At 72.8% G+C, this 26820-nt stretch carries 25 protein-coding genes; 14 read left to right on the top strand and 11 right to left on the bottom strand.

Annotation, left to right across the window (positions count from 1 at the left end):
• Positions 1 to 121 precede the first annotated feature (121 nt).
• From RNC47_RS14285 to RNC47_RS14265, 5 genes are read left to right on the top strand one after another with little or no spacing between them, the layout of a single operon-like run.
• Positions 122 to 1387: an extracellular solute-binding protein gene (locus RNC47_RS14285; protein ID WP_311598852.1), complete on the top strand. Its 1266-nt coding sequence runs from the start codon at positions 122 to 124 to the stop codon at positions 1385 to 1387.
• Between the two features lie 6 nt (positions 1388 to 1393).
• Entirely contained in the window at positions 1394 to 2380 is a 987-nt protein-coding gene (locus RNC47_RS14280; protein WP_311598850.1) for a carbohydrate ABC transporter permease, read from the top strand.
• Positions 2377 to 3204 carry a carbohydrate ABC transporter permease gene (locus tag RNC47_RS14275; RefSeq protein ID WP_311598848.1) on the top strand — a complete coding sequence of 276 codons (828 nt, stop codon included), beginning with the start codon at positions 2377 to 2379 and terminating at the stop codon, positions 3202 to 3204. Before RNC47_RS14280 ends, RNC47_RS14275 begins: the two co-directional genes overlap by 4 nt.
• Positions 3205 to 3213: 9 nt before the next feature.
• Positions 3214 to 4767, top strand: a complete 1554-nt coding sequence (locus RNC47_RS14270) for a glycoside hydrolase family 3 protein (RefSeq protein WP_311598846.1) — start codon at positions 3214 to 3216, stop codon at positions 4765 to 4767.
• A 14-nt stretch (positions 4768 to 4781) separates the two neighbouring features.
• Positions 4782 to 5807 (top strand): SIS domain-containing protein, encoded by a 1026-nt coding sequence (locus RNC47_RS14265; protein ID WP_311598934.1) that lies wholly within the window; start codon positions 4782 to 4784, stop codon positions 5805 to 5807.
• Positions 5808 to 5825: 18 nt separating this feature from the next.
• On the opposite strand, the gene RNC47_RS14260 is transcribed toward RNC47_RS14265, so the two are convergent.
• Complete coding sequence (locus tag RNC47_RS14260; RefSeq protein WP_311598844.1) at positions 5826 to 6584, bottom strand: SDR family oxidoreductase; 759 nt, start codon at positions 6582 to 6584, stop codon at positions 5826 to 5828.
• 81 nt (positions 6585 to 6665) lie between these two features.
• Here RNC47_RS14260 and RNC47_RS14255 point away from each other — a divergent pair, with 81 nt between their 5' ends.
• Together RNC47_RS14255 and RNC47_RS14250 are read left to right on the top strand one after the other, a co-directional pair.
• Complete coding sequence (locus RNC47_RS14255; protein ID WP_311598842.1) at positions 6666 to 7289, top strand: TetR/AcrR family transcriptional regulator; 624 nt, start codon at positions 6666 to 6668, stop codon at positions 7287 to 7289.
• A gap of 335 nt (positions 7290 to 7624) precedes the next feature.
• Positions 7625 to 9115 (top strand): sensor histidine kinase, encoded by a 1491-nt coding sequence (locus tag RNC47_RS14250; protein ID WP_311598932.1) that lies wholly within the window; start codon positions 7625 to 7627, stop codon positions 9113 to 9115.
• A gap of 178 nt (positions 9116 to 9293) precedes the next feature.
• On the opposite strand, the gene RNC47_RS14245 is transcribed toward RNC47_RS14250, so the two are convergent.
• Both RNC47_RS14245 and RNC47_RS14240 read right to left on the bottom strand, forming a co-directional pair.
• Positions 9294 to 9551 carry a WhiB family transcriptional regulator gene (locus RNC47_RS14245; protein WP_062206726.1) on the bottom strand — a complete coding sequence of 86 codons (258 nt, stop codon included), beginning with the start codon at positions 9549 to 9551 and terminating at the stop codon, positions 9294 to 9296.
• A 337-nt stretch (positions 9552 to 9888) separates the two neighbouring features.
• Positions 9889 to 10860 (bottom strand): diacylglycerol/lipid kinase family protein, encoded by a 972-nt coding sequence (locus tag RNC47_RS14240; protein WP_311598837.1) that lies wholly within the window; start codon positions 10858 to 10860, stop codon positions 9889 to 9891.
• Positions 10861 to 10922: 62 nt separating this feature from the next.
• Here RNC47_RS14240 and RNC47_RS14235 point away from each other — a divergent pair, with 62 nt between their 5' ends.
• Entirely contained in the window at positions 10923 to 11354 is a 432-nt protein-coding gene (locus RNC47_RS14235; protein ID WP_311598835.1) for a hypothetical protein, read from the top strand.
• A gap of 128 nt (positions 11355 to 11482) precedes the next feature.
• On the opposite strand, the gene RNC47_RS14230 is transcribed toward RNC47_RS14235, so the two are convergent.
• From RNC47_RS14230 to RNC47_RS14215, 4 genes are all read right to left on the bottom strand, one after another.
• Positions 11483 to 12484: an RNA polymerase sigma factor SigF gene (locus RNC47_RS14230; RefSeq protein ID WP_311598834.1), complete on the bottom strand. Its 1002-nt coding sequence runs from the start codon at positions 12482 to 12484 to the stop codon at positions 11483 to 11485.
• Complete coding sequence (locus RNC47_RS14225) at positions 12373 to 12786, bottom strand: ATP-binding protein (RefSeq protein ID WP_311598832.1); 414 nt, start codon at positions 12784 to 12786, stop codon at positions 12373 to 12375. Before RNC47_RS14225 ends, RNC47_RS14230 begins: the two co-directional genes overlap by 112 nt.
• 294 nt (positions 12787 to 13080) lie before the next feature.
• Entirely contained in the window at positions 13081 to 13566 is a 486-nt protein-coding gene (locus tag RNC47_RS14220; RefSeq protein WP_311598830.1) for an NUDIX domain-containing protein, read from the bottom strand.
• A gap of 10 nt (positions 13567 to 13576) precedes the next feature.
• A complete protein-coding gene (locus RNC47_RS14215; protein WP_311598828.1) occupies positions 13577 to 14200 on the bottom strand; it encodes a TetR family transcriptional regulator in 624 nt (207 codons plus the stop codon).
• 76 nt (positions 14201 to 14276) lie between these two features.
• Here RNC47_RS14215 and RNC47_RS14210 point away from each other — a divergent pair, with 76 nt between their 5' ends.
• Together RNC47_RS14210 and RNC47_RS14205 are read left to right on the top strand one after the other, a co-directional pair.
• On the top strand, positions 14277 to 15149 hold the full coding sequence (locus tag RNC47_RS14210) for an SDR family NAD(P)-dependent oxidoreductase (RefSeq protein ID WP_394814784.1): 873 nt from the start codon (positions 14277 to 14279) through the stop codon (positions 15147 to 15149).
• A gap of 143 nt (positions 15150 to 15292) precedes the next feature.
• Positions 15293 to 17524, top strand: coding sequence for a HelD family protein (locus tag RNC47_RS14205; RefSeq protein ID WP_311598930.1), 2232 nt, complete (start codon positions 15293 to 15295; stop codon positions 17522 to 17524).
• A 3-nt stretch (positions 17525 to 17527) separates the two neighbouring features.
• Here RNC47_RS14205 and RNC47_RS14200 read toward each other — a convergent pair whose 3' ends face one another.
• Both RNC47_RS14200 and sodN read right to left on the bottom strand, forming a co-directional pair.
• Entirely contained in the window at positions 17528 to 19930 is a 2403-nt protein-coding gene (locus tag RNC47_RS14200; RefSeq protein WP_311598824.1) for a SpoIIE family protein phosphatase, read from the bottom strand.
• A 232-nt stretch (positions 19931 to 20162) separates the two neighbouring features.
• Entirely contained in the window at positions 20163 to 20558 is a 396-nt protein-coding gene (sodN, locus tag RNC47_RS14195; RefSeq protein ID WP_311598822.1) for a superoxide dismutase, Ni, read from the bottom strand.
• A 107-nt stretch (positions 20559 to 20665) separates the two neighbouring features.
• Between sodN and sodX the strand changes: the two genes are divergently transcribed.
• On the top strand, positions 20666 to 21100 hold the full coding sequence (sodX, locus tag RNC47_RS14190; RefSeq protein ID WP_311598820.1) for a nickel-type superoxide dismutase maturation protease: 435 nt from the start codon (positions 20666 to 20668) through the stop codon (positions 21098 to 21100).
• Here the strand turns inward: sodX and RNC47_RS14185 are convergent.
• Entirely contained in the window at positions 21013 to 21633 is a 621-nt protein-coding gene (locus RNC47_RS14185; protein WP_311598818.1) for a CGNR zinc finger domain-containing protein, read from the bottom strand. The genes sodX and RNC47_RS14185 overlap by 88 nt on opposite strands.
• 76 nt (positions 21634 to 21709) lie before the next feature.
• Between RNC47_RS14185 and RNC47_RS14180 the strand changes: the two genes are divergently transcribed.
• Entirely contained in the window at positions 21710 to 22495 is a 786-nt protein-coding gene (locus RNC47_RS14180) for a class I SAM-dependent methyltransferase (RefSeq protein ID WP_311598816.1), read from the top strand.
• Between the two features lie 641 nt (positions 22496 to 23136).
• Here the strand turns inward: RNC47_RS14180 and RNC47_RS14175 are convergent.
• On the bottom strand, positions 23137 to 24357 hold the full coding sequence (locus RNC47_RS14175) for an NAD(P)-dependent malic enzyme (RefSeq protein WP_311598814.1): 1221 nt from the start codon (positions 24355 to 24357) through the stop codon (positions 23137 to 23139).
• A gap of 548 nt (positions 24358 to 24905) precedes the next feature.
• Between RNC47_RS14175 and RNC47_RS14170 the strand changes: the two genes are divergently transcribed.
• Positions 24906 to 25862, top strand: a complete 957-nt coding sequence (locus tag RNC47_RS14170) for an ABC transporter substrate-binding protein (RefSeq protein ID WP_311598813.1) — start codon at positions 24906 to 24908, stop codon at positions 25860 to 25862.
• Between the two features lie 10 nt (positions 25863 to 25872).
• Positions 25873 to 26817: an amino acid ABC transporter permease gene (locus tag RNC47_RS14165; protein ID WP_311598811.1), complete on the top strand. Its 945-nt coding sequence runs from the start codon at positions 25873 to 25875 to the stop codon at positions 26815 to 26817.
• Positions 26818 to 26820 lie beyond the last annotated feature (3 nt).

The following is a 26820-nucleotide window of genomic DNA, read 5'->3' as shown; positions in this document are numbered from 1 at the left end:
AACGGACAGCATGCGCCGCTCGTGGACCCTTGACACCCCGACTTGGTCTAGTCCAAGCTCCCGGGCAACTGGTCTACACCTCTTGTATCTCCACCATTAAACGTTACGGAGGCTCGGGATCGTGAAGCGCAAGCTGGTCGCCGCCGCCGGCATGATGACCCTGACGGTCACCCTGTCGGCCTGCGGTGACGACGGCAGCAGCGGCGCCGGGGGTGGCGGGAGCTCGGACTCCATCACCGTCTGGCTCATGGACGGCTCGGCGCCCGAGGCCTGGGTCTCCGAGCTCAACGCCGCCTTCGAGGCCGAACACGGTGTCACCGTCAATGTCGAGGTCCAGCAGTGGGACGGCATCCAGGACCGGGTCACCACGGCCCTGTCCGAGGACGGCACCGTCGACGTGCTGGAGATCGGCAACACCCAGACCGTCGGATACGCCAACACGGGCGGCCTCGCCGACCTCGGCGACTTCGCCGACGAACCCTGGAACGAGGCCATGCTCTCCTCGGCCCGGGTCGACGACACCCTCTACGCCGTGCCCTGGTACGGCGCCAACCGGGTCGTCGTCTACGACCGGAGCATCTGGGAGGAGGCGGGCGCCGAGGTGCCCACCACCAGGGACGAGTGGATCGAGGCGCTGGAGGCCATCGAGGCCAACACCGACGCCGAGCCGATCTACCTGCCGGGACAGAGCTACTACGTGCTCGGCGGCTTCATCGCCGACGAGGGTGGCAACTTCGCCGTCGAGGACGGCGACGGCTGGGCCGGCGCCCTGGACACCCGGGCCGGCGAGGCCGGCATGGACTTCTACGCCCAGCTCCAGTCGTTCTCGAACTCCCCGACCGACAACGACGAGGCGTCGCCCCAGCAGTCCACCGAGGTGGTGCCGAACGGCGAGGTCGCGTCCTGGATCGGGCTCGGCTGGGAGGCGGCCGGCGCCGTCGCCGCCATCGAGGAGCAGGGCGGCGAGGCCGACTTCGGCTACTTCCCGATCCCCGGCAAGACCGCCGACCAACTCGGCCACGTCTTCCTCGGCGGCTCCAACCTGGCCGTCTCCGAGCGCGCCGGGAACCCCGAACTCGCCAACGAGTGGCTGCGGATGGCCACCTCCCAGGAGTGGGCGCAGCGGTACGTGGACGCCAACTCCGGCGGCGTGGTGCCCAACCGCACCGACGTCACGGCCGAGCCCGAGGCCGGCACCTTCGCGGAGGCCATGGTGCGGTCGGCCGACGTCGGCTTCCTGCCGCCGCTGACCACTGGCTGGGCCAATGTCGAGACCGAGCCCAACCCCATAAAGGAACTGATGACCAAGGCGCTCAACGGCGAGGACTACTCCGGCGCCGCCCAGGAGGCCGACGCGGAGATCACCGCCCGGATCAACCGCGAGTAACGCGCGATGACCGTCGACATCGAACAGGCCCCACCCGCCCCGCCGCGCGGCACCCCGCCCGGCGGGCGGGTCGGCCGCGCGGCCGGCGGCTGGCGCCCCTCGGCGCGCTGGGTGCCGTACCTGCTGATCGCGCCGGCCGTGCTGGCCATGCTGGCCGTCCTCGGCTACGCGCTGGTCCGCAACCTGCTGATCTCCTTCCAGGCGTTCGGCCGCCGGCAGCTGATCTCGCGCACCACCGAGTGGACCGGGCTCGACAACTACCGTGCGGTGCTGGAGAACGACCGCTTCTGGGACTCCCTGGTCCGCACCGTGCTCTTCATGGCGGCCAACGTGGTGCTGATCATGCTGATCGGCACCCTCGTCGGGCTGCTGCTCAACCAACTGGGCCGCAGGATGCGGCTGGTGCTCTCCATCAGCCTGGTCGCCGCCTGGGCGATGCCGGTCATCGCCTCCACCACCGTCTTCCGCTGGCTCTTCGACACCCAGTTCGGCGTGGCCAACTGGGCCATGCGCGGGCTGGGTTTCGACGGCTACGAGCAGCACAACTGGTTCGGCAGCGGCACCTCGACGCTCGTCATCGTCACCGTGCTGATCGTCTGGGCCTCGGTGCCGTTCGTCGCGCTCAACCTCTACGCCGGCCTCACCACCATCGGCGGGGAGATCTACGAGGCGGCGCGGATGGACGGCGCCAGCGGCTGGCGTGTCTTCTGGTCCATCGTGGCGCCGATCATGCGGCCCTTCTTCCTGATCACCACCTTCCTGGAGATCATCTGGGTCTTCAAGGCGTTCGTGCAGATCTACGCGCTCAACGGCGGCGGCCCCGACCGCGAGTCCGAGACCCTGCCGGTCATGGCCTACATCGAGGGCATGGGGCAGAACCAGTACGGCACGGGCGCGGCCATCTCCGTGCTCACCCTGCTGATCCTGCTGGTGGCCATGTCCTTCTACTTCCGCCTCATCCTCCGCCAGGAGAGGGAGAACGAGACCGCATGAACGCACGCACCCTGGGCCGCCTCTGGCGCAACGGGCTCGCCCTGCTGCTGGCGGCGGTGTTCCTCTTCCCCGTCTACTGGATGTTCTCCACCTCCTTCAAGAGCAACTCCGAGGTGCTCACCCGCGATCCGGTCTTCCTCTTCACCCCGACGTTCGAGCACTACGCGACCGCCACCGGCGTCGAACTGTTCTGGACCTACGTCGCCAACAGCGTGCTGGTCACCGGCGGGGCCGTGCTGCTCGCGCTCGTGGTGGCTCTCGCGGCCAGCTTCGCCATCGCCAGGATGCGCTTCCGGGGGCGGCGCGGGATGGTGCTGGCCGTGATGATGGCCCAGATGGCGCCCTGGGAGATCCTGATCATCGTGGTCTACCTCAACGCCCGGGACCTGTCGATGCTCAACAGCCTGGGCACCCTCGTCCTCGTCTACTTCGTGATGGCCCTGCCCTTCACGATCTGGACGCTGCGCGGCTTCATCGCCGCCGTGCCGAGGGAACTGGAGGAGGCCGCCCTGATCGACGGCTGCGGGCGCCTGGAGGCCTTCCGCCGGGTGATCTTCCCGCTGCTCGCCCCGGGCCTGATGGCCACCTCGCTGTTCGGATTCATCATGGCGTGGAACGAGTACGCCATGGTGCTGGTGCTCAACAAGGCCCCCGACGCGGCCACCCTGCCGCTGTGGCTCACCCAGTTCCAGACGAACTTCGGCAACGACTGGGGTGCGACGATGGCCGCCTCGTCGCTCTTCACCGTTCCGGTGCTGATCGTCTTCCTCATCCTCCAGCGACGGGTCACCGGCGGCATGGCCGCGGGGGCCGTGAAGGGATAACGCCGACCGATGACCACCCTGGCACCCGACTCCGACACCCTGACCAGGGACGCGCTCGCCGTCCTCCAGCCCACCTTCGCCGGCACCACCACCGCGCCCGACTGGCTGCTGCGGCAGCTGGAGAACGGCATGACCGGCGTCGGACTGTTCGGCAGGAACGTCGTCTCCGCCGCCCAACTCGCCGACCTCACCGCCCAGCTGCGGGCGGTGCGGCCCGACGTGCTGGTGGCGATGGACGAGGAGGCCGGGGACGTGACCCGCCTCGAGCGGCTCGGGGGCTCGTCCTTCCCCGGCAACCTGGCCCTGGGCAGCGTCGACGACCCGGAGCTGACCCGCTCGGTCGCCGCCCGGATCGGCCGGCGCCTCGCCGAGGCCGGCATCACGGTCAACTGGGCGCCCTCGGCCGACGTCAACTCCGACCCCGAGAACCCCGTGATCGGCGTCCGCTCCTTCGGCCAGGACCCGGAGCTCGTGGCCCGGCACACCGTCGCCTTCGTCCAGGGTCTGCAGAGCGCCGGCGTCGCCGCCTGCGTCAAGCACTTCCCGGGGCACGGCAACACCAATGTGGACTCCCATCTCGCACTGCCCCGCATCGACATCGACCTCACCACCCTCCACCAGCGTGAGCTGGTGCCCTTCAAGGCCGCCATAGCCGCCGGCAGCCGCTGTGTGATGAGCGCGCACATCCTCATCCCGGCCCTCGACCCCGACCGGCCCGGGACCCTCAGCCCCGCCGTGCTCACCGGACTGCTGCGCGCCCCCGTAGCCGAAGGCGGCCTCGGCTACGACGGGGTGATCTACTCGGACGCCATCGAGATGAAGGCCGTCGCCGACACCTACGGCCTGGAACGCGGCTGCGCCCTCGCCGTCGCCGCCGGGGCCGACGCCATCTGCGTCGGCGGCACCCCGTCGGACGAGGCGGAGGTGCTGCGACTGCGGGACGGCATCATCCAGGCCGTGCGCGAGGGCGAACTGTCCGAGGAGCGGCTGCACGACGCGGCCGAGCGGGTCAGGGCGCTGGCCGGCTGGACCGCCCAGGCCCGCGCCCAGGCCCCGGCGGACGAGCCGGACGACGACACCATCGGCCTCGACGCCGCCCGCCGCGCCCTGCGGATCACCCCCTCGACCGACGGCACCCCCTTCCAACCGCTGACCCGCGCCCCCTACGTGGCCGCCTTCACCCCGGTGGCCAACATCGCCGCCGGCACCCAGACCCCCTGGGGGGTGGCCGCCGAACTCGACCGGCTGCTGCCCGGGACCAGCGCCGGCGACCACACCCACGCCGACGCCGAACGCGCGGGCGTCGAGGGCCTGGCGGCCGAGGTGCTGGCGGCCGCCGGCGACCGGCCGATCGTGGCCGTGGTCCGGGACACCCACCGGCACCCCTGGATGGCCCGGACCCTGACCGCCCTGCTGGCCGCCCGCCCTGACGTGGTGGTCGTCGAGATGGGCGTCCCGCACGCCCCGCCCACCGGCGCCCTGCACGTGGCCACCCACGGCGCCGCCCGGGTCTGCGGACGGGCCGCCGCCGAGGTCATCGCCGGCCGGGAGGAGGCCCGTTGACCGCCGGCCGGATCATGGCGGCCGAGATGGCCGAGCAGCCGGCCGTGCTGCGGCGGATCCTGACCGAGGGCGCCGGGCCCATCCGCGCCGTCGCCCGGCGGATCGCCGCACGGAACCCGCGCTTCGTGCTGCTGACCGGCCGCGGCACCTCCGACAACGCCGCCCTCTACGCGAAGTACCTGCTGGAGATCCTGCTGGGCAAGCCCTGCGGCCTCACCTCCATGTCCACCACCACCGCTTACGGAGCCCGGCCCGACCTGAGCGACTGCCTGGTGATCGCGGTGAGCCAGTCCGGCGGCTCACCCGACCTGGTGGCCTCCACCACCGCCGCCCGCGACGCCGGCGCGATCACCCTGGCCGTCACCAACAACCCCGACTCGCCGCTGGTGGCCGCCAGCGAGTTCACCATCGACGTGCTCGCCGGGCCCGAGCGTGCCCTGCCGGCCACCAAGACCTACACCGCCGAACTGCTCGCCCTCTACCTCCTCGTCGACGCGTTGCGCGGCGGCGACGGCCCGACGACCGCCGCCCGGCTGCCCGAGCTCGCCGAGCGGATCCTCGACCGGAGGGACGAGGTGCGCGCCCTAGCCGGCCGCTACCGCTTCGCCGAGCGGATGGTCATCACCTCCCGCGGCTACGGCTACCCCACCGCCCGCGAGGCGGCGCTCAAGCTGATGGAGACCAGCTACATACCGGCGCTCGCCTACTCCGGCGCCGACCTGCTGCACGGCCCCCTGGCCATGGTCGACAACGTCTCCCCGGTGATCGCCATCGTGCCCGACGGCCGGGGCGGTCGGGCCCTGCGCCCCGTCCTCGACCGGCTGCGGGACCGGGGCGCCGACCTGGTCGTGGTCGGCCCGGCCGCCGAGGCCGAGGCGGCGTCCGCCGGCTTCGCCCTGCCCACCGGGGAGGTGCCCGAGGAGCTGCAACCCGTGCTGGAGATCCTTCCGCTGCAGCGCCTCGCCTACGAGGTGACCCTCGCCCGCGGCCAGGACCCGGACGCGCCCCGGGCGCTGGCCAAGGTCACCGAGACCCGCTAGGTGTGCTGTTCGGGCGGCTCAGAGCAGGGCGCCCCCGGTGGCGTCTATCCACTGCCCGGTGACCCAGCGGCTGTCGGCCGAGGCCAGGAAGCCGGCGATGTCGGCCACGTCGGCCGGCATGCCGACCCGGCCGAGCGGTGACCGGCGCGCCGTGGCCTCGCGCGCCTCCGGGCTGGCCCGGAGCCAGCCCGCGTTCATGTCCGTGTCGATGGCGCCGGGGGCCACCGCGTTCACCGTGATGCCGCGCGGCCCCAACTCCTTGGCGAGCACCGCCGTGAGCTGGTCGAGGGCGCTCTTGGTCATCGTGTAGGCGACGATCTCGGGGATGGCCCCCGGCTGGTGCGTCAGCCCGGTCGAGACGTTGATGATCCGGCCGCCGTCCCGCAGCCGGCCGAGGCCGTGCTGGATGATGAAGAACGGCGCCCTGGCGTTGATGGAGAACACCCGGTCGAACGCCTCGGGCGTGGTGCCCGCGAAGCCCTGCCGGCCGTCGTCCACGCCCGCGTTGTTCACCAGGATGTCGACGCCGTCCGCCTGCTCGTCGAAGGCGGCCCACAGCGCCTCGGCGTCGCCCGGCTCGCCGAGCCGCGCCCGGATGGCGAAGGCGCTGCCGCCCTCGGCCTCGATGGCCGCCACCGTGTCCTTGGCCGCCGCCTCGTTCTCCCCGAAGTGGACCGCGACGCGGGCGCCGTCCCGCCCGAGCCGCTCGGCGATCGCCCGCCCGATGCCCCTGCTCCCGCCGGTGACCAGCGCCGTCTTGCCGTCGAGGGTTCCCATCTCACGCTCTTTCTTTCTCTAGTGGCCGTTACAGAATGGACCGTAGCAGGCTTTGCCGAGCGATCGCTATAGAATTCACCCGTGAGTGGGAGACAGCGCGGCAGACCACGGTCCTTCGACCGGGAGACGGCCCTGGAGAAGGCCATGCGCGCCTTCTGGGAGCACGGCTACGAGGGCACCTCCGTGGCCGACCTGACCAGGGCCATGGGGATCGGCGCCCCCAGCCTGTACGCGGCCTTCGGCGACAAGAGGACGCTCTTCGAGGAGGCCACCGAGTCCTACGTCAGGCAGCACGGCGGCTTCGTCGACCGCGCCCTGGCCGAGGAGCCCACCGCGAGGGCCGCCATCGGCCGGGCGCTGCGCGAGGCGGCCGTCGAGTACACGGTGCCCGGCCGGCCGCACGGCTGCCTGGTGATCTCCGCGGTCGTCACCTACTCGGAGTCGGCGGAGGAGGTGGCCGAGGGCCTGCGCGAGATGCGGCGGCGCAACGTGGGCGCGTTCGAGCGGCGCATCCGGCAGGACGTCGACGCCGGCCTGCTCGCCGAGGACACCGACGCGGCGGCACTCGCCAGATTCGCCGGCACCGTGATGCAGGGCATGAGCCAGCAGTCGCGGGACGGTGCGAGCCGGGAGGAGCTGCTCGCCGTGGCCGAGGCGGCGATGCGCTGCTGGCCGGCGGAGCGGGAAGGGCCGAAGGAGCCCTGAGACACCCACGGGCCGCGGCGCCGGGGAGGGACCCTCAACCCTCTCGGCACCGCAGCCCGGAGCGATACGGGCCCACTGACGCCGTCAGGGCAGAGAGCGCCACGGGCCTCGCTCTGCCCTCCTGTGCGGGGAGAGCAGAAGTCTCGTCATCGGTTCCCCCATTCTGAACCGCGCCCGCCACGTGTGTCCATGCTCTGAACGGACTTCCTGCCCCCACCCGCCGGACGCCGTCGTTTCTTGATCGCACCCCGGCGCGTGCCCCCGGCGCGCACGCCCCCGCGATCGCCGTCCCGGCCATGGCGGGCGCCCCCGGTAAGCTCGCCGGTGTGCCATCCATGAACGACCTCGTCCGCCAGCACACCGACCTCGGGGAGCGCGACCTCGAGTGGCTGCACCTGCTGGTCTCCGAGTGGCAGTTGCTCTCGGACCTCTCCTTCGCGGACCTGGTCCTCTGGCTGCCCACCAGGGACGGCACCCGGTACGTCTCGGTCGCCCAGATGCGGCCCAACACCGGGCCCACCTCCTACCAGGACGACATGGTCGGCCACCTGGTGCCGCGCGGTCGCCGCCCGCTGCTCGACGTCGCCCTCGACGAGGGCCGGATCGTGCGCGAGGGCGACCCCGAGTGGCGCGAGGAGGTGCCCGTGCGCGTGGAGTCCATCCCCGTGCGCCGGGAGAGCCGGGTGCTCGGCGTGATCGCCCGCAACACCAACCTGCTGACCGTCCGCACCCCGAGCCGCCTTGAGCTCACCTACCTGCAGAGCGCCTCCGACCTCGCCCAGATGATCGCCGCCGGCAGCTTCCCCTTCCCCGGCCAGCAGGTCGGCATGGACCGGGCGCCCCGGGTCGGGGACGGCTTCATCCGGCTCGACGCGGAGGGCGTCGTCCTCTACGCCAGCCCCAACGCGCTCTCCGCCTACCACCGGCTCGGCCTCGCCGCCGACCTGGTGGGGCTGCCGCTCGGGCCGACCACCGCCGACCTCGCCCCCACCCGCGGCCCGGTGGACGAGTCGCTGGTCAAGCTGGCCAGCGGCTGGGCGCCGAGGGAGGCCGAGATCGAGGGCAACGACTGCGTCATCCAGCTGCGCGCCATCCCCCTCAAGCCCAAGGGGGAGCGCATCGGTTCGCTGATCCTGCTCCGCGACGTGACCGAGCTGCGGCGCCGCGAGCGGGAGTTGATCACCAAGGACGCCACCATCCGGGAGATCCACCACCGGGTGAAGAACAACCTCCAGACGGTGGCGGCCCTGTTGAGGTTGCAGTCCCGGCGGATCGGCGCCACCGGCGACAGCAGCGCCCAAGCGGCGCTCGACGAGGCCGTCCGCCGGGTCGGCTCGATCGCCATCGTGCACGAGACGCTCTCGCAGAACCTGGACGAGCGCGTGGAGTTCGACGAGATCGCGGACCGCGTGATCACCATGGTCGCCGAACTCGCCCCGGACGGGCGGGTGTCGGCCCGCCGCACCGGGCGGTTCGGGATACTCGACGCCGAGACCGCGACCCCGCTGTCCATGGTGTTGACCGAGGTCCTACAGAACGCGCTGGAACACGCCTTCGGCCCCGGACAGCGCGGCACCATCGAGGTCGGCGCGAACCGCGGCGAGGTGCGGCGGGGTCGTGGCCGGCTGCTGGTCACCGTGCAGGACGACGGGCGCGGCCTCCCCGAGGGCTTCGACCCGCGCCGTGGCGGCAACCTGGGCCTGCAGATCGTCCGGACGCTGGTGGAGGGCGAGTTGGGCGGCCGCTTCGACATGGTGCCGGTCGAGGGCGAGGCCACCGGCACCCGAGTGGTGCTGGACATCCCGCTGGATCAGCACAAGCGCTGAGGTCCGAGTCCCGCGGCCGACCGGCCGCGGGCAAGCGAAAGCCCCGACCCGGCGTGGCCGTTGCCACGGGATCGGGGCTCAACGCTTCTTCGCGATGTGCACCTCGGTGCTACGCGTGCTGCGGCTCGGGGCAGCAAATGACGGTTGGGGCGACCGTCAGCGGGTCAGCGGGCCGCGCTCAGGCGGTGGCCTTGCGCGCCCGGTTGCGAGCGGCGCGGCGCTTCATCGCACGGCGCTCGTCCTCGCTCATGCCGCCCCAGACACCGGAGTCCTGGCCGGACTCCAGGGCCCACTGCAGGCACTGCTCCATGACGGGGCAGCGGCGGCAGACGGCCTTGGCTTCCTCGATCTGCAGCAGCGCAGGACCGGTGTTGCCGATGGGGAAGAACAGCTCGGGGTCTTCCTCGCGGCAAACGGCGCTGTGACGCCAGTCCATGTCTGCTCCATCTCCTGCACGTTGCAGTTACATTGCTTGTGAATGTGAACGCTTTCACGAATCCCCCGACAAAAGACGACCGGTTGCTCGGATGCCTTCTGATGGAGACCTGGGGGTCTGCTATCCCTCTGGGCGGGGAAGGGAGGTTCGGGCTCTCAAGGTGCCGATGCTTCGGCCGTCCCGATCGCCATGAAGAGGTTCGCAAACCTCGGCGGCGGATACAACCCCTTCCGGAAAGTTTTTTTTGAATCCTTGGTGTCGCCTTGCTCACAGCCCTACTTCCCTCGGGTGGGGTCTGCGCTAAACGTTCGACTGCAAGGACTTTCCCCCGTTCTGCTCACACAATCACACGCAGTGCACGGCGCACGCCTGTGAACGAGACGCTGGTACGCAGCCCAAGGTGGTCACCATCAAGCTGAAACGGCTGTGGCGCCTGCGATTGCAAGGTGAAGCTCGTCTCGTCGTGCAGGGACACGACATGCCGGCCGCTCATCCCGCGCTCCGGCGACGAGGCGAGCAGCTGGGCCGTGAAACGGGCCAGAGCCGCCGATGACAGCCGGGTTACGGCCGTCAGGTCGAGACCGGTGTCGAAGGAGGCCCGGGGGGCCGCGTAGATCGGCCGGTTGCCGAAGAAGGTCCACGGAGCGGTGTTGCACACTATGGTCAACACCAGCCCGTCCACCGGCTCCTGGCCCTCCCGGAGCAGGCTGATCGTGCCGTTGTGGCGCTGCTGCCGGTCGTCCGTGAAGTGCCGCACCGCCTGCCGGACATAGAGGGAGTGTGTGGAGCGCTTCCCGCGCTCCCGGTGTGACTCCACGCGCCCGATCACCCCGGCGTCGAAGCCGAAGCCGGCGCAGAACGTGAACCAGCGGCTCGGCACCTCGGCGTCCGCCGAGCCGGGGGCGCCCGTCACCAGGCCCAGCCCGATCTCCCGGGAGCTGTCGTCGCGCAACGCCCCGAGCAGCGCGCCGGTCGCCTCGACCGCGTCGTTGGGCAGCCCCAGCGCCCTGGCGAACACGTTGGTCGAGCCCCCGGGCACCACCGCCAGGCTCGGCAGCTCACCCCGGCGGGGTCCGTGGTGGAGCAGCCCGTTGACCACCTCGTTGACCGTGCCGTCACCGCCCAGGGCGATCACCAGGTCCGTGGTGCCCTGCTCGGCGGCCCGCCGGGCGAGCTCCCTGGCGTGACCGCGGTACTCCGTGGCGGCGACCTCCAGCTTGAGATCGCTGGCGAGGGCGTGCGCCAGGACGTCACGGGTCCGCGCACTAGTGGTGGTGGCGACAGGGTTGACCACGAGAAGTGCGCGCATGAAGTGCAGAGTACCCAGGCCAGGGCGGTGGGGGCGGCGGCGCCCGGCGCTACCCTGGCCAGGTGAGCGAGAACGGCGGCGGGGGCACCGACCCCCGGGTGAGCGCGCGGCCGCGCACGGTGAGCGTCGCCGCGCTGCTGTGCGGGGTGCAGGGCGTGGTGGTCGCGGGGCTCGGCGCGGTGCTGCTGGCGCTCGCCCTGTTCGGCGACGCGGAGGATCTGGCGCAGGCGGTGACCGGCGCGCTGACGGTGCTGGTGCTGGCGGCGCTCCCGCTGGCCGCCGGCCACGGGCTGTGGCGGCTGCGCCGCTGGAGCCGGGGGCCGGCCGTGGTGATGCAGCTGCTGGCGCTGCCGGTGGCCTTCACGCTGCTGGGCAGCGGCCGGCTGTGGCCGCTGGCCGCGGTGGCACTCGGCGTTTCGGCCGTGGCGGTGCTGGCCTGCCTCGTCAACCCCACGGCCACGGCCGCCCTCGGCGTCGGCCCGCGCGAGGTGTAGTCCCGGCCGGACGGGGTGCCGCCCGGCCCTGGCGTGCGCCGCTACTCCTCGACCAGCGCGGCCCTGGCCGGGCGGGCTTGGCGGATTCGCTCTCTGGCCGGGCGTGCTGGGGTCGTGGTTGCCGACCCCTACTCCTCGACCAGCAGCTTCTCGCGCAGTTGGGCGAGCGTGCGGGCCAGCAGGCGGGAGACGTGCATCTGGGAGATGCCGACCTCCTGGGCGATCTGCGACTGGGTCATGTTGCCGAAGAAGCGCAGCAGCAGGATCTTCTTCTCGCGCGGCGGCAGTTCCTCAAGCAGCGGCTTGAGCGACTCCCGGTACTCCACGCCCTCCAGCGCGTCGTCCTCGGCACCCAAGGTGTCCGCGACGGCCGGGGACTCGTCGTCGGTGTCCGGCACGTCGAGGGAGAGCGTGCTGTACGCGTTGGCCGACTCCAGGCCCTCGAGCACGTCCTCCTCCGAGATGTTGAGCCGGCGGGCCAACTCGTGCACCGTGGGGGCGCGGCCGTGCTGCTGCGACAGCTCGGCCGTGGCCTGGCCGAGTGAGAGCCGCAGCTCCTGGAGCCGGCGCGGCACCCGGACCGCCCAGCCCTTGTCGCGGAAGTGCCGCTTGATCTCCCCGACCACCGTGGGCGTGGCATAGGTCGAGAACTCGACGCCGCGCTCCGGGTCGAACCGGTCGACGGACTTGATCAGGCCGATGGTGGCGACCTGGGTCAGGTCGTCGAGCGGCTCGCCCCGGTTCCTGAAACGCCTGGCGAGGTGCTCGACCAACGGCAGATGCATCCTGACCAGGGTGTTGCGCAGCTCCGCGCGCTCCGGCGAGCCCGGCGGGAGCCCGCGCAGCTCGACGAAGAGATCGCGCGCGGCGCTCCGGTCGCGCGGATCGGGCGTGGGGCGCCGCGGGGCGCTCCTCGTCGGCTCCGCCTGCTCGGGGATCGCGGCCGCGGCCGCTGTCGCCGTCTGTTCCACCTCGTTCACCTCGGCCCCCTCATCGTCTGACGGGCCCCGATCGCCGGTCACGGCGCTCCGGGGGCGGCGCCGCGCTTCTTGTGCAGGCTGATGCTGACCGTCTTGTCCTCGCCGACGGCCGACTCGACCTCGCCCGCCAGGGCGGTCAACACGGTCCACGCGAAGGTGTCCCGCTCCGGGGCGTGGCCCTCGGTGGTCGGGGCCGAGACCGTGACCCGCAGCGCGTCACCCACCAGCGTGAAGACGCAGTCGAGGACGCTGCCCGGCTTGGCCTGTTGCAGCAGGATGGCGCAGGCCTCGTCGACCGCGATGCGCAGGTCCTCGATCTCGTCGAGGGTGAAGTCCAGTCGGGCCGCGAGGCCGGCGGTGGCCGTCCGCAGCACCGACAGATAGGCGCCGGCGGCCGGCAGTCGGACTTCGACGAAGTCCTGCGATCCGGGCTCACCTGGGATTGGGGACACCCTCACCTCCACAGAGACTCACACTGATTGAGCGCTCCCTGGCACCTGCCGGATGCCCTGGTACGCCCTGCGACGCTACCGCGATCCCCGGCGCGCTGTCGCCTGCCGTGGGATGCGCCGGCGGCCCTGACCATCTCGGCGGTATTACTCATCGTAATGCATCCGGTGCTTACTGTGGCCAGCCTTGCGGCGCCAATTCCTCGGCGACGACGCGGCGTTGCGGGGGTGGCAGCGCCATGATCGTTGATCGTACTGCGCCGGCGGTCCGGCGGGGTCGGCCGTGGTCGGTCGCCGTCAGGCCCAACCCGGCAGGCTGACGCCCGGATCGCCGGCCAGGCAGCGGTGGATGACGCGCTCCTCGCCGAACACCAGCGGCTCGGGTATCGCGTCGACCGGGACCCATGCGGCGCGGGAGTGCTTCTCCGGCTCACGGTTGTGCAGGGTGCCGCTCCAGCGGTGGGCCGCGAAGATCACGGTGATGAAGCCGTTCGGCGACTCCACGCCGTGTGCGCCGTGCACCACGTGCGCCAGGCGCAGTTCGGCAGGGTCGACGACGAGGCCCGTCTCCTCGGCCAACTCGCGGACGGCGGTGTGCGTGACGGGCTCGCCCGGGTCGCTCTTGCCGACCGGCAGGTCCCAGTGGCCGGGCGCGAACTTGGCCTCGGGGCCGCGCTGGAGGAGTACGACGCGCCGCTCCGCGAGGTCGTGCACCAGCACGGCGGCGGCGAGGAGCGTCATCGAGCGGGTCGCGGGTGGCAGGGGGGCCTTGGGTGGTGCCATGTCCGCAACCCTAGGCGGTGGCACCGACATCGGGGGCGGCGTCTCGGGGTTCGAGCAGCGCGAAGGCGCGCGTCAGCAGCGCGGCCCGGTCGGCGCGGCCCTCGCTGCGCAGCCACTCGCGCCCCGCCGCGTCCAGGGCCGCCGCGGCGGCGCCGGTGAGCAGGTCGGCGGTGAACGCGTCGAGGCGCGCGCCGGGGCGCGCGCGCAGCGCCTCGGCGACCAGCGCGCGCAACTCGTCGCGCTTCTGGTGCAGTCGGGCGCGCAGCGTGGGGCTGGACTCGATCAGCCGCAGCCCGGTCAGCTCGCGCTGCCCGGCGTGGATGCGGTCCTGCCAGTCGGCGAGCACGGCGGTCAGGCAGCGCCAGGGCGGCTCGTCGGCGGGCCGGCCCGCGATCTCCTCGGCGATCCGCGCCGCCATCAGCTCCAGGTCGCCGAAGACCACGTCCTCCTTGGTGGGGAAGTAGCGGAAGAAGCTGCGCTTGGACATGCCGGCGGCCCGGGCCACGTCCTCGACGGTCGTCTCCTCGTAGCCCCTGCTGGTGAACAGGTCGAGTGCCAACCTGGCCAACTCCGCCCGGACCGCGTGCCTGGCGCGTTCGCGCAGGCCCGGGGCCGCTTCCTCGTCGCCGCTCATGCCCAGAGTCTAGAGATCGGTACTCGATGGCTATCCTGTCACCGGGTGACAGATTAGTCGTCGGGTGAAGGAGTTGATGGCTGTGCGCGGCAGGACGGTCCTGGTGACGGGCGGCACCGGGGGGATCGGTAGGGAGACGGCGCGCGGGCTCGCCGCGCTCGGTGCCCGGGTGGTCGTGGTGGGGCGGGACGCGGGCCGGGCGGCGGCCGCGGCGCGGGAGATCGGTGGGGAGGCGTTCCCGGCCGACCTGACCAGGCTGGCCGACCTGCGGCGGCTGGTGGCCGAGGTCTCCGCGCGGCGCGGCGGGCTCGACGTGCTGGTCAACAACTTCGGCGTGAACCCGGCCGACCGCACGCTCACCGAGGACGGCGTCGAGACCGCCTTCGCGGCCAACGTGCTGGCGCCCTACGTGCTGACCACGGGACTGCTGCCGGCGCTGCGCGCGGCCGACGGCGGCGCCCGCGTCGTCAACCTCACCGGCGGCCTGCCCGACGGCCCGATCGACCCGACCAACCTCCAGGGCGAACGGCGCTACCGCGGCTGGACCTTCAGCCACTACAACCACACCAAGACCGCCCTGATGGCGCTGAGTCTCGCCCTCGCGGAGCGCCTGGCCGGCTCCGGCGTCACGGTGAACGTGGCCTATCCCGGGCACGCCTACACGCCGGGCAACCGGGCCACCCCGGCCCGCGCCTTCCCCTACGTCTACCGCCCGTTGGCGCCGCTGATCCGGCTGCTCGGGCCCGTGCTGCTCGGCGACCTCGCGAAGGCGGCGCGATCCAGCGTGCGGCTCGCCGGCGATCCCGAGCTCGGCGGCGTGACCGGGCGCTATCTCAACGCTAGGGGGGAGTGGGCCCGTTGGCCGGCCAGCGTGCTGGTCGAGGCGAATCGGGAGGCGGTGCTCGCGCTCTGCGAGCGCCTGGCGGCCGGGCGGGGCCGGCGCGAATAGGGGGAAACGAAAAACCGCCGCGCGCTGGCGGCGGTCGGAATTCCCCGGTATATTCCGTGGTTTGACGCTTTCCAGGTGGCGTCAAGCAGGCGGGATACAAAGGGAATTCTAGTGAGGTGGGGACCGAAGTGTCAAGCGGCGGAATGCACGACCAGGAACAGGAATATCTGACGCGGCTCTACGACCGCCTCGACGCGCTGCGCGGGGAGACCAGGGCGCGGCTCGACCAGGTGCTGGCCAGCACCGGGCTCGGTCACCAGGGGCTCGCCGAACGGGACGTGGCGGCCGCCGAGTTGGCCGGTCGGGCGGCCCGGCTCGACTCGGTCGAGAACGGTCTCTGCTTCGGCCGGCTCGACATGCGCGACGGCGAGCGCCGCCATATCGGCCGTATCGGAATCCTCGACGACACCACCGACTACGAGCCGCTGCTGATCGACTGGCGCGCCCCCGCGGCCCGCCCTTTCTATGTGGCCACCGCCGTTTCCACGGAAAACGTCAGGCGCCGCCGGCATATCAGGACCGAGGGCCGGCGGGTGACCGGCGTGCAGGACGAGGAGTTCGACCGCGGCGCCGAACCGACGGGTGACTCCGCCCTGTTCGACGCGCTCGACGCCGAGCGGACCGGCCGGATGGCCGACATCGTCGCCACCATCCAGGCCGAGCAGGACGACATCATCCGCGCCGACCACGCCGGCGTGCTCGTCGTCCAGGGGGGCCCGGGCACCGGCAAGACCGCCGTCGCCCTGCACCGCGCCGCCTACCTCCTCTACACCCACCGCGAACGGCTCACCAGGAGCGTGGTGCTGGTGGTCGGCCCCAACGCCACCTTCCTGCGCTACATCGGCGACGTGCTGCCGTCGCTCGGCGAGACCGGCGTGCTGCTCGCCACCGTCGGCGAGCTCTTCCCCGGCGTCCGCGCCGAGCTCGCCGAGGCCCCGGAAGTCGTCGAGCTGAAGGGCCGGCTCGACATGGCCGAGGTGGTCGCCGCCGCCGTCCGGGACCGGCAGCGGGTTCCGGAGGAGGGCGAGCGCTTCGAGGTCGTCCACGACGGCGAGCGGCTCTCCCTCGACCGGGAGACGTGCCTGCGGATCCGCGCCAGGGCCCGCGAGACCCGGCTGCCGCACAACGAGGCCCGCCCCTGGTTCCGGCGCTGGATGATCGAGGCGCTGGCGCGTGCCGCGAGCGAGCGCTACGGCACCGACCCGCTCGACGGCGGCAGCCTGCTCACCGACGCCGACAAGGAGACCATCGTCACCGAGCTGCGCGAGAGCCCCGAGGTGGCGGCCGCCGTCGACGCCCTCTGGCCGGCCCTCGACCCACAGCGCCTGCTCGCCGAGCTCTACGCCTCGCCCCGCCGCCTGGCCGCCGCCGCGCCCCGGCTCGACCGCGCCGAGCGGGCCGCGCTGTTGCGCGGCCCGCATCGCGGCTGGAGCCCGGCCGACGTGCCGCTGCTCGACGAGGCCGCCGAACTGCTCGGCGTCGACGACCGCGCCGAGCGCGCCGCGGCGGCGGCCGAGCGCGCCGAGCGCCTGCGGCTGGCCCAGGAGGCACTGGACGTCGCCTACGGCTCCCGCACCACCGACTTCGACGACGGCGACGAGCCCGAACTCCTCTCCGCCTACGACCTCCTGGACGCCGAGACGCTCGCCGAACGGCACGAGGAGGCCGACCACCGCGGCCAGGCCCAGCGCGCCGCCGCCGACCGGACCTGGGCGTTCGGGCACGTCGTGGTGGACGAGGCCCAGGAACTCTCCCCGATGGCCTGGCGGTTGCTGATGCGGCGCTGCCCGGCCCGCTCCATGACGATCGTCGGCGACATCGCGCAGACCGGGGACCCGGCCGGCGCCCCGTCCTGGGAGGGGGTGCTCGCGCCGCACGTCGGGGACCGCTGGCGGCTGGCCGAGCTGACCGTCAACTACCGCCTGCCGTCCGAGATCGCCGAGCTGGCCGCGGCGGTGCTGCGGCGGATCGACGCCGCCCGCACCGCGCCGCGCGCCGTGCGGGCGGCCGGCGTCGCGCCCTGGCGCGAGCCGGTGCCGGCCGGCGAACTGGCCGCCGCGGCCGGCCGGTTGGCCGCAGCGGAGCGCGCCCGCACCACCGGGGGCCGGGTGGGCGTGATCGCGCCCGCCGGCCTGGTCGCCGCGCTCGCCGGGCCGGTGCGCGCCGCCGCTCCCGACCGGGTGGACGTGCTCGACCCCAGGACCGCCAAGGGACTCGAGTTCGACTCGGTGGTCGTGGTCGACCCCGACCGGATCGTCGCCGACTCGCCGCGCGGCCTGAACGACCTCTACGTCGCGCTGACCCGACCCACCCGGCGTCTCGTCGTCCTGCACGACGCGGCCCGCCCACCGTCGCCGCCGCTCGGCGATCTCTGACGCTCAGGCATCGGGACGGCCCGCCGCCAGCGGTTCGGGCAGCGGCAGTTCGGCCCAGATCACCTTGCCGGCCGGGGTGTGCCTGGTACCCCAGCGCCGGGCGAGCTGGGCGACCAGCATCAGGCCGCGCCCGGTCTCGTCGAGCGACCGGGCGCGGCGCAGGTGCGGGGCCGTGCTGCTGGCGTCGCACACCTCGAAGATCAGGCCCTTGTCGAGGATCAGCCGCAGCCCGATCGGCGGGCTGGCGTGCCGGAGGGCGTTGGTGACCAGCTCGCTGGTGAGCAACTCGCTGGTCATGACCTCCGCCTCGCCGAGACCCCAGACCGCCAGCCGTTCGCCCACCCGCTTCCGCGCCTCGCCCACCGACTCCGGGACCGGCGGCACGTCCCAGAACGCCGTCCGGTCGGCGCCGAGCGCCCGGGTGCGGGCCAGCAGCAGCGCCACGTCGTCGCGCGCCCCGTCCGCCGGCAGCAGCGCTTCGAGCACCGTGTCGCACAGCGACTCGAGCGGCTCGTCCCGGTGCCCGCCGAGCACCTCCCGCAACAGCGCGAAGCCGGCGTCGATGTCCCGGTCGCGGGTCGCCAACAGACCGTCCGTGCAGAGCGTCAGCAGGCTGCCCTCCGGCAGCTCGCGCTCCACCGCCTCGAACGGCAGGCCGCCCACGCCGAGCGGCGGCCCCGCCGGCACCCGCAGCACCTCGGGCGCCGCCCCGTCCGGCGGGAGCACCAGCGGCGGCGGGTGGCCGGCCCGCGCCAGCTGGCAGATCCGCGAGACCGGGTCGTAGACGGCGTACAGGCAGGTGGCGCCGACGTCGCCGGCCGCCCCCTGGTCGCCGGTCTCCATCGCGAGACGCGCCACCAGATCATCCAGATGGGTGAGGAGTTCGTCGGGCGGCAGGTCGACGTCCGCCAGCGTCCGCACCGCCGTGCGCAGCCGGCCCATGGTGGCCGAGGCCTGGACGCCGTGGCCGACGACGTCGCCCACCACGAGCGCCACCCGGGCGCCGGAGAGCTGGATGACGTCGAACCAGTCGCCGCCCACCCCGGTGTGCGGCGCGGCCGGCCGGTAGCGGGAGGCGGTGGCGACGGCCGTGGGGCGGGGCAGCACCCGGGGGAGCAGGTTGCGCTGGAGCGTCAGCGCCACCTCGCGCTCGCGGGTGTAGCGGCGGGCGTTGTCCACGCAGACGGCGGCCCGGGCGGCGATCTCCTCGGCCAGCAGCACGTCGTCGTGGACGAACGGCTCGGGGCGGCGGTGCCGGGCGAGCATCGCCACGCCCAGCGTGACGCCGCGGGCCCGCATCGGCACCGTCATCATCGAGTGGATCCCGAACTCGCGGAAGCGCGCCAGCCGTTGCGGCCGCTCCTCGTACCACGGGCGCAGGGCGGGGTCCTCCAGGGCGTAGCGCACCGAGTGGCCGACGCGCAGCGCCTGGGCCTGCGGTGAGTGCCGCGAGTAGCTGGTCAGGGTGCCCGTCGGTGTCAGGGCCTCCGGGCAGCCCTCCAGCACGGACCGCACGGCGATCCGCCGCATCGGCCGCCGCCAGGGCGCCGACGCGTTCGCCTCCATCGGCGGCTCGAACAGGTCGACGGTGATGAGGTCGGCGAGGTACGGCACGCACACCTCGGCCAGCTCCTCGGCCGTTCGGGTGACGTCGAGCGAGCTGCCGATGCGCGCGGCCGCGTCGTTGAGGACCGCGAGCCGCTGCCTGGCCGCGTACTGCTCGGTGGTGTCGATGGCCGTCAGGCACACGGCGCGCAGCCGGCCGGAACGGTCGCGCAACGGCACGAAGGAGGCGGCCCAGGCGTGCTCCCGCCGCTCTCCGCCGGTGCGCAGGAAGGTGTCCAGGTCCTGCCGGCGACCGGTGTCCCTGGCGTACGCCAGGTGCTGCTCCAGGTCCCGGCTCTGCGGCTTGCCGCCGATCTCGGAGAGCCGGAGGCCGCGCGCCTCGTCCTCGGTGAGCCCGACGGTGCGCGCCATCTCCTCGTTCCACCGGCGCAGCCGCAGGTCGGTGTCGTAGATGGCCAGCGCGGCCGTCGTCTGCTCGAACGCGATGGCCGCGAGCTCCTCCTCGCCGGGACGCGGCTCGCCGCCGGAGAGCCGGCTGACCAGCAGCCAGCCGTCGCCGTCCTCGTCCGGCTCCCTGCGGTGCGCGATCACCGCGGCGCGCACCACGTGTCCTGCGCGGTGGCGCAGCGCCAGTGTGCCGTTCCAGCGGGGGAGCGCGGCGAGTGACGCCCTGGCGTCGGGCGGCACGGGCTCGGCCAGCAGCTCGGCCGCCGCCCTGCCCACGGCCTCGGCGGCCGGCAGACCGAGCAGCAGCGCCGCGCCCTCGCTCCAGGCCGTGATGGTCCCCGAGCCGTCCACCACGGCGGTGGCCACCGCCGGTGTCGGTTTCGGGTTCTCCATCGCTGCGCCGTCCCGTCTGGCCAGATGCCGGGCGGATGCCCGTGTGATCAGATTCGTTCAGAAAGCGGGCGCTCTCAAACGAACGAGGACGAGATCCGGGGCGCGAACCGGCACCGCGTTCCCCCTGACGGGTGCCCGGCCGCGGCGCCGGATGCCCCGAACGGCCCATGGGAAGCGCCCCGTTCCGGAACGGAACGGGGCGCCGCACGGCGACCGCGGTGCGAACGGGCGGTCAGGCCTTCTTGGTCTCCCAGAAGATCTTGTCGATCTGGGCGATGTAGTCGAGCGCCTTCTGGCCGGTGGCCGGGTCGGTGGACCCCTTGGCGGTGCTGAGGGCCTTCAGCGTCTCGTTCACCAGCTGGTGGAGCTCCGGGTACTTCTCGAAGTGCGGCGGCTTGAAGTAGTCGCTCCAGAGCACCGAGACGTGGTGCTTGGCCAGCTCGGCCCGCTCCTCCTTGATGGTGGTGGCGCGGGCGCGGAAGTGCGGGTCCTCGTTGGCCTGGTACTTCTCCTGGATGGCCTTGACCGACTCGGCCTCGATGCGGGCCTGGGCCGGGTCGTAGACACCGCAGGGGAGGTCGCAGTGGGCGCTGACCTTCACCTTCGGGGCGAACAGGCGGGAGAGCATGAAGCTGTCCTTCCTCGTGATCGTCTTCTCACGGCGACATTACTCCGTGCAGGGCTGGTTTTCCTGGGCGGGCCGGGCGGTGCGGCGTCGCCTAGGTCAAAAGTCCAATGCGGGAGTCGGCCCGATGGCTGACGATGGCGGGTGAGGAGAGGTGTGTGATGAAGCTGGGGCTCGCCGAGGTCTACAACCCGTCGATGCTGCCCACGCTGCGGCCGGGCGACCAGTTGCTGCTCGGCTACGGGGCGCGGGTGCGGCCGGGGGACGTGGTCGTGGTGCGGCATCCCTTCCAGCACGACCTGCTGATCGTCAAGCGCGCGGCGGAGCGGCGGGATGGCGGCTGGTGGGTGGTGGGGGACAACCCGTTGGTCACCAACGACAGCCGGGAGTTCGGCGTGGTGCCGGACGGACTCGTGGTGGCGCGGGCGGTGCTGCGGCTGCGCCCGCCGCTGCGGCATCAGCGGTCGCTGGTGGCGGTGCTCGGCTGGCTGCCGTCCTCGGTGCGGTGGTTGAGGCTGCGTTCGCGGCGTCTGCGGGCGCGGTAGGCGGCGACGTTGGCGCGGGTGGCGCAGCGGTCCGAGCAGTAGCGCTTGGAGCGGTTTGTCGATGTGTCGATATAGGCGTTGCGGCAGGGGGCGGCCCCGCAGACGCCGAGCCGGTCGACCCCGAGGTCGGTGAGCTGGAACGCCAGGCCCATGCAGGCGATCGCGGCGTATCCGGCGGTCGCGTTGGACGGGTGCTCGGCCAGGTGCAGGTGCCAGTTGGGGCGGCCGCTGTCGGTGAGCTCGTCGTGCCCCGAGATCTGCGGGCTGGCCGGGTACTCGAGCAGCAGCGCGTTCAGCAGGTCGACGGCCCTGGCCTCGTCGCCCTCGGCGGCGGCCGTGAAGACGGCCCGCAGCCGGGTCCGCACGGCGCGCAGCCGCGTCACGTCCGCCTCCCCGACGCGGCGCGCGCCGTACTGGTGCACGCCGAAGAGGGCGCGCACGGCCTCCACCGAGGTGAGGGTGTCGGTGCCGCGCAGCGGCTCCTCGGTGTTCACCAGGCGCACGGCGAAGTCCGAGTAATAGGTCAGTTCCAATTGTGTTCCTTACTGGAGTGGCCTAGGGTTCTCAGCGTACCCGTAATGGATGTTTGGTGATGGCGCCTATTACTCGATGCGGATTCCCGGAGGGAAGGCGATGGCGGACTGGCAGGCGTGGCAGGACAGTTGGGACCGGCAGCAGGAGTTCTACCTGCCGGACCGCGAGGAGCGGTTCCGGGTGATGCTGGACGCCGTCGAGGCGCTGGTCGGCGACCGGCCGCGGGTCCTCGACGTGGCGTGCGGCACCGGCACCATCACGGCGCGGGTGCTGCGGCGCTTCCCCGGCGCGGTCACCACCGGCGTCGACCAGGACCCGGCGCTGCTGACCATCGCCCGCGGCCACTTCGCCGGCGACGAGCGGACCGGCTTCGTCACGGCCGACCTCACGGACCCGGACTGGCCCTCCCTGCTGCCGCACGACACCTATGACGCCGTGCTCACCGCCACCGCGCTCCACTGGCTCACCCCCGACGCGCTGCGCGAGCTGTACGGGCGGCTCACGACGCTGCTCCGACCCGGCGGCGTGTTCCTGAACGCGGACCACATGCCGGACCCCTCGACGCCGCGCATCAACGCGGCGGAGCGGGCGTTCACCGAGTCCCGGCAGGCCGGGGCGCGCGCGGCCGGCGTCCTCGACTGGCCCGACTGGTGGGCGCAGGTCGCCGCCGCGCCGGAACTGGCCGAGGCGGCCGAGCGGCGGTTCGCCCGCTACGGACGCCCGGAGCACGGCGCCGACCACTCGGACCAGGGCGCCCTGCCGGTCGCGTGGCACCTCGAAGCGTTGCGCTCCGCGGGTTTCGCGGAGACGCGCCCCGCGTGGTGCTCGCTGACGGACGCGGTCGTGCTCGCGCTGGCGTGACGGCTCTCGCGGCTCCGCGGCGGATTGGCCTGCGGCCGGCGTGACGGTGCGTTGCCGCTCCGCGGTGGGTTGGCCTGCGGCCGGCGTGACTCCTCGGACCGGACGGGCGACGCGTGCGCCGTACGACGGGTGGCCCGGGCAAGTGGTGCGCCCGCATCCGTCATGGACGGGCCCGGTAGTCGGCACGGCGTGGTCGTCCCCGGGGTGGGGCCGGCTCAGCCGGGCCGCCCGTGGCGGCGTCGCCGGGCCTGCGGCCGGCCTTGCGCGGCGGGCGCTGTGCTCGCGCTGTGGCCGGCTCGGTCAGCCGCCCTTCGGGACGGGCCGGCGGGCGCCTGCGGCGCCGGCACGGGCAGAGCCGGTGCCGACGCCGGCGCGGCGCGGTTCGTTGCCCGAAGGCGGGGCCTGGCCTCGTCGAAGGCGGCTGTGCCCGCGTCCGCCTTGGACGGGCCCGGTGGCCGGCTCAGCCGGGCCGCCCGTGGTCTGCGGTGCGGGCGGGTGCCGCGGGCGCGCCCGTGACCGGTGGCGCCCGCGGCGTCTTCGTGCCGGCGAAGCCGGCCAAGGAACCGCGGCCGGGGGTGGTGGGGGCCCGAGGTCCCCCACCACCCCCGCGGCCTTCGAGTCGCTGCCGCCGGCAGGCGGTGTCAGCGGAGGACGCCCTCCTTCTCCGCCGCCTCGGCGACGGCCGTCGCGACGGCGGGGGCCACGCGGGGGTCGAAGGGGGAGGGGATGACGCGGTCGGGGGCGAGCTCGTCGGCGACGACCGCGGCCAGCGCCTCGGCCGCGGCCAGCTTCATGGACTCGGTGATCCGCTTCGCGCCCACCCGCAGCGCGCCCGCGAAGATGCCGGGGAAGGCCAGCACGTTGTTGATCTGGTTCGGGTAGTCGCTGCGCCCCGTCGCCACCACCGAGGCGTAGCGGGCGGCGACGTCCGGGTGGATCTCCGGGTCCGGGTTGGCCATGGCGAAGACGAAGGCGCCGGGCGCCATCTTCGCCACCGCCGGCTCGGGGACCGTGCCGCCGCTCACGCCGACGAAGACGTCCGCGCCGGCCAGCGCCGACTCGAGCGAGCCGGTCAGGCCGCCCGCGTTGGTCAGTTCGGCCAGCTCCCGCTTGACGGCCGTCAGGTCGTCCCGGTCGGTCGACACGACGCCGCGCCGGTCGCAGACCACCACGTCGCCGACGCCCGCGCCCAGCAGGATCTTGGCGATGGCCACCCCGGCCGCGCCCGCGCCGGAGATCACCACCCGCAGGTCGGCCAGCGCCCGGCCGGTCAGCCGCGCCGCGTTCCGCAGGGCGGCGAGCGTCACCACGGCCGTGCCGTGCTGGTCGTCGTGGAAGACCGGGATGTCGAGCCGCTCCTGGAGCTTCCGCTCGATCTCGAAGCAGCGCGGCGCCGCGATGTCCTCCAGGTTGATGCCGCCGAACGACGGCGCGAGGCGGGCGACCGTCTCCACGATCTCGTCCGGGTCGCGGCAGTCGAGCGCCACCGGCACCGCGTCCACGCCGCCGAACTGCTTGAAGAGGATCGCCTTGCCCTCCATCACGGGCAGCGAGGCCTCGGGCCCGATGTCGCCGAGGCCGAGCACCGCGCTGCCGTCCGTGACGACGGCGACGACCTTCGACTTCCAGGTGTACTCGTGGACCAGCTCGGGACGCTCCGCGATCGCCGCGCACACCCGGGCCACGCCCGGCGTGTAGGCGAGCGACAGGTCGTCGCGGTCGCGCACGGGAACCGTCGCCGTGACGGCCATCTTGCCGCCGCGGTGGAGCGCGAACGCCGGATCGAGCTCGGTATCGAGCCCGCTGTCGAGTCGAGTGTCGGTGAGCTTGCCGTCGCTGGGATTGACGGTCTCCGAAGCCACTGGGTAACCCCTTTACTGCGTCGCTGAATCGAGGGTGGCCGCTCCCCGGTCGGGGAACGGGCGGGCACCACGTCCGCGAGGGTGGGCAGCGGACGCCGGACGCGCCGCACACGCGTCCAGGTCCCCGGGTGAGGGGTGTATCGATCGGTTCTACCTGATCAAGCACGCGTGGGACGAGCGTGATCCGCGACCAGGCTGGGCGCGGCCGTTTGACGAGTGCTCCTCTTGACACCGGGCCGTGGCAGCGCGGCGGGCGAAACGCACGGCCACCGGCCCACTCAGGGGTTACCCGCCCGCGACCGTCGCCACGGGGGCGTGACGCATCTCTCACCGGCGCGCGGGCGGGCGCAAGACGGGCGAGGCGCCCGGCAGTTCATCACTCCCGGTAACCGGTACGACGTGTCCGTTATCCGATCTTGACGTTCGCGGCCGCCGAATACGTCGAACGGAGTGGGAGGATGCCCTCCATCGCATCTGCCCTGTCGTGACACCCGAAGACGCGTGCCCGGCCCCCTCGGATACTCCGCGACCCCTGGAGGACCAACGCCATGAGCGCCAACCTCGTCCGCCGCCCCCGACGCCGCGCCGCGCTCGGGGCCCTCGTCGCCACCGGCGCGCTGCTGCTGACGGCCTGCGGCGACCAGACCGACGACGCCGGCAGCGGTGGCGGCGACGGCGGCGGTGACGGCGGGGCGAGCCAGGAGGCCGGTGCCGACGCGCCGCTCTTCGACCTGCTGCCGGAGGACATCCAGCAGGCCGGCGTGATCAAGGTCGGATCCGACATCGCCTACGCGCCCATCGAGTTCTACGACGAGAACGACGAGATAGCCGGCATCGACCCGGACATCGCGGCCGCGCTCGGCGAGGTGCTCGGCGTGGAGTTCGAGTTCGAGAACGGCACCTTCGACGGCCTGATCCTCGGCATGAACAACGGCCGGCACGACGTGATCATGTCGGCGATGACCGACACCGCCGAGCGGCAGCAGGGCGTGAGCGAGGACGCCGAGGGCGGCGCCGACTTCGTCAACTACTTCCAGGCCGGCTCCGCCATCCTGGTCGCGGCCGGCAACCCCGAGGGCATTCAGTCCCTCGACGACCTGTGCGGGCTGGCCGTCGCCGCCCAGCAGGGCACCGCCAACGAGGCCGTGATCGAGGCGCAGCAGGAGAACTGCGACGAGCCGATCGACCCGATCATCAACGAGGTCGACACCGAGACCATCACGGCGCTGCAGAGCGGCCGCGCGGCCGCCGCGATCACCGACTTCCCGGTGGCCCTCTACAACGAGCGCGAGGCGGGCGGCGGCGAGCTGTTCGAGGTGGTCGGCGAGCAGATCGACGCCGCGCCCTACGGCATAGCCGTCAACAAGGAGGACACCGAGCTGCGCGACGCGCTGCAGGCGGCCGTCCAGCAGATCATCGACGACGGCACCTACGCCGAGATCCTGGCCGCGTGGGACGCGGAGGCCGGCGCCATCGAAGAGGCGACCGTCAACGCCGGCCAGTAGGGGCGGCGCCGTGACCAAGACCGTACCGTCACCAGAACCGGGGAAGACGGCCCACGAGCTCCCGGTGCCGATCAAGGCCGTCCCGGTGCGCCACTACGGCCGCTGGGTGGGCGCCGCCGCCGTGCTGGCCGTCCTCGGCCTGCTGGTGTGGGCGTTCGCCGGCGCCGACGTCGACTGGGGCGTCGTCGGCGACTACCTGGACCACGACACCATCATCGAGGGCGCCGGCAAGACGCTGTGGATCACCCTGCTCTCCATGCTGCTCGGCGTGGCGCTCGGGGTCCTGCTCGCCGTGATGCGGCTGTCGAGGAACCCGGTGCTCTCCAGCGTCGCCTGGGGCTACATCTGGTTCTTCCGGGGCACGCCCGTGCTGGTGCAGCTGTTCCTCTGGTACAACCTGTCGTTCGTCTTCGACACGGTGAACCTCGGGCCGCTGTACAAGAACGAGATGAACGACGTGATGACGCCGTTCCTCGCGGCGCTCCTCGGGCTCGGCCTCAACGAGGCCGCCTACATGGCCGAGATCGCCAGGGCCGGCATCCTCTCCGTCGACCCGGGGCAGACGGAGGCGGCGCACGCGCTCGGCATGAGCGGCGCCAAGACCACCCGCCGGATCGTGCTGCCGCAGGCGATGCGGGTGATCATCCCGCCGACCGGCAACGAGTTCATCAACATGCTGAAGACCTCGTCGCTGGTCTACGCCATCCAGTACACCGAGCTGTTCCGCGCCTCCACCACCATCAGCTCCCGCAACCTGGCGGTGATGGAACTGCTGCTCGTGGCCACCGTCTGGTACCTGGTGCTGACCACGGTGTTCAGCATCGGCCAGTACTACCTGGAGCGTCACTACGCCCGGGGGACCAACAGGGCCTTGCCCGCCACGCCGTTGCAGCGGGTGCGGGCGCAGCTGACGTCGCTGCGCAGCCCGAGCCAGGTGGGAGGCACGAGCATATGAGCG

It is taken from the genome of Streptomyces millisiae (genome assembly GCF_031845425.1).
In the GTDB taxonomy this organism is placed as follows: domain Bacteria; phylum Actinomycetota; class Actinomycetes; order Streptomycetales; family Streptomycetaceae; genus Streptomyces; species Streptomyces millisiae.
This window is presented reverse-complemented; position numbering and strand designations above follow the sequence as displayed.

Excerpts from the sequence above, each read along its gene's own strand:
- RNC47_RS14200 (WP_311598824.1), bottom strand. The coding sequence starts at position 19,930 with ATGGAGAACCCGAAACCGACACCGGCGGTGGCCACCGCCGTGGTGGAC.
- RNC47_RS14205 (WP_311598930.1), top strand. The coding sequence starts at position 15,293 with ATGCACGACCAGGAACAGGAATATCTGACGCGGCTCTACGACCGCCTC.
- RNC47_RS14270 (WP_311598846.1), top strand. The coding sequence starts at position 3,214 with ATGACCACCCTGGCACCCGACTCCGACACCCTGACCAGGGACGCGCTC.
- RNC47_RS14210 (WP_394814784.1), top strand. The coding sequence starts at position 14,277 with ATGGCTGTGCGCGGCAGGACGGTCCTGGTGACGGGCGGCACCGGGGGG.
- RNC47_RS14265 (WP_311598934.1), top strand. The coding sequence starts at position 4,782 with ATGGCGGCCGAGATGGCCGAGCAGCCGGCCGTGCTGCGGCGGATCCTG.
- RNC47_RS14280 (WP_311598850.1), top strand. The coding sequence starts at position 1,394 with ATGACCGTCGACATCGAACAGGCCCCACCCGCCCCGCCGCGCGGCACC.
- sodX (WP_311598820.1), top strand. The coding sequence starts at position 20,666 with ATGCGGGAGTCGGCCCGATGGCTGACGATGGCGGGTGAGGAGAGGTGT.
- RNC47_RS14260 (WP_311598844.1), bottom strand. The coding sequence starts at position 6,584 with ATGGGAACCCTCGACGGCAAGACGGCGCTGGTCACCGGCGGGAGCAGG.
- RNC47_RS14220 (WP_311598830.1), bottom strand. The coding sequence starts at position 13,566 with ATGGCACCACCCAAGGCCCCCCTGCCACCCGCGACCCGCTCGATGACG.
- RNC47_RS14250 (WP_311598932.1), top strand. The coding sequence starts at position 7,625 with ATGAACGACCTCGTCCGCCAGCACACCGACCTCGGGGAGCGCGACCTC.
- RNC47_RS14240 (WP_311598837.1), bottom strand. The coding sequence starts at position 10,860 with ATGCGCGCACTTCTCGTGGTCAACCCTGTCGCCACCACCACTAGTGCG.
- sodN (WP_311598822.1), bottom strand. The coding sequence starts at position 20,558 with ATGCTCTCCCGCCTGTTCGCCCCGAAGGTGAAGGTCAGCGCCCACTGC.
- RNC47_RS14170 (WP_311598813.1), top strand. The coding sequence starts at position 24,906 with ATGAGCGCCAACCTCGTCCGCCGCCCCCGACGCCGCGCCGCGCTCGGG.
- RNC47_RS14180 (WP_311598816.1), top strand. The coding sequence starts at position 21,710 with ATGCGGATTCCCGGAGGGAAGGCGATGGCGGACTGGCAGGCGTGGCAG.
- RNC47_RS14275 (WP_311598848.1), top strand. The coding sequence starts at position 2,377 with ATGAACGCACGCACCCTGGGCCGCCTCTGGCGCAACGGGCTCGCCCTG.
- RNC47_RS14245 (WP_062206726.1), bottom strand. The coding sequence starts at position 9,551 with ATGGACTGGCGTCACAGCGCCGTTTGCCGCGAGGAAGACCCCGAGCTG.
- RNC47_RS14215 (WP_311598828.1), bottom strand. The coding sequence starts at position 14,200 with ATGAGCGGCGACGAGGAAGCGGCCCCGGGCCTGCGCGAACGCGCCAGG.